Origin of the sequence: Catenulispora pinistramenti (assembly GCF_018274385.1) — a bacterium.
In the GTDB taxonomy this organism is placed as follows: Bacteria; Actinomycetota; Actinomycetes; order Streptomycetales; family Catenulisporaceae; genus Catenulispora; species Catenulispora pinistramenti.
The window spans coordinates 1-1,057 of sequence record NZ_JAAFYZ010000493.1 but is presented as its reverse complement, the minus strand read 5'-3'; the positions used below and the strand labels follow the sequence as shown (position 1 = coordinate 1,057).

At 65.8% G+C, this 1,057-nt stretch carries 1 protein-coding gene; it reads right to left on the bottom strand.

Annotated elements, in window-relative coordinates; all coding sequences use genetic code 11:
* A partial coding sequence (locus KGQ19_RS48695) for a transposase (RefSeq protein ID WP_230420585.1) occupies nucleotides 1–959 on the bottom strand: 959 nt, incomplete at its 3' end.
* Nucleotides 960–1,057: the final 98 nt, after the last annotated feature.

Below are 1,057 nucleotides of genomic sequence, written 5' to 3'. Positions count from 1 at the left end.
GTGGACGGGGCAGCGTCGCAGGCTTCGGAGATGTGGACCTTGTATCCGTTCCAGAACAGGTCATCGCCCTTAGCCGCCCAGCGTGTATCCAGATCGTAGGGTGAGGTCAGGCGCCCTTGAGCAGGCGGGACGCCGTCCCCGACGGCGTCCCGCATCCTGATCACCTGCCTGCCCTGCCTATCCACGGCGACCACGAAGTTCTGCAGCAGCACGATCCGCAAAGCCTGCACCGGGGCGAGTTCGCGCAGCCATACCGGTGCCGCCGGGGAGTACACCGCATCCAGCAGCGCATGGGCGTCCGTGGCGTAGTCGCCGGCGAGCAGGTCGCGTTTGGTCTGCGCTTTCGGCATCTTGAACGAATCGATCTTGTGTCCGTACCGCCGCGACCAGCCCGACACATCGAATACCTGCTCGAACCAGCCCGGCACCGCCGCCACGATCGCCTCGACCGCGGCCCGCACCGACTCCCCGGCCAACTCCAACCGATTCAGATCCCGCACCGCCGAGATCACGTGCGTGGAATCCGTACGCTGTCTGCCACCAGCGCCCACCAGGCCCTTCTCGGCCAGCGCGGCCAGCAGCAGATCCAACAGACGCTGCTCCATCCCGCCGGCAACCACCCGGGCACGGAACTCCGAGAGCACCGAGAAATCAAAACCCGGATCATCCAACGCCAACCCGAGTGCGTACTTCCACGACAGGTTCTCCCGCGCCATCCCGGCAGCCTGCCGATCCGTCAACCGCTCCGCCGCCTGCAACACACTGACCAACGCCAACAGGCCAGGCGACAAACCCGGACGGCCCCGCGTGGCGAACAACTGCGCAAACTGCCCATCCGGAAACACCTCGCCCAGCATGTCCCGCACCTGCACCGGCAACGGCAACTGCTTGCCCCGGAAGATCGCCTCTATCACCCCCGCAACCTCCGGATCCGGCTCCGGCCACGGTGAAGGCTGCATCGACACGGCACTCATCCCTCCCAAACGACACCCCGGCGCCACCGCCGACCACCACACCCTAGAAGATCAGCCCACTGATGAATAAACCAACAGGGTCG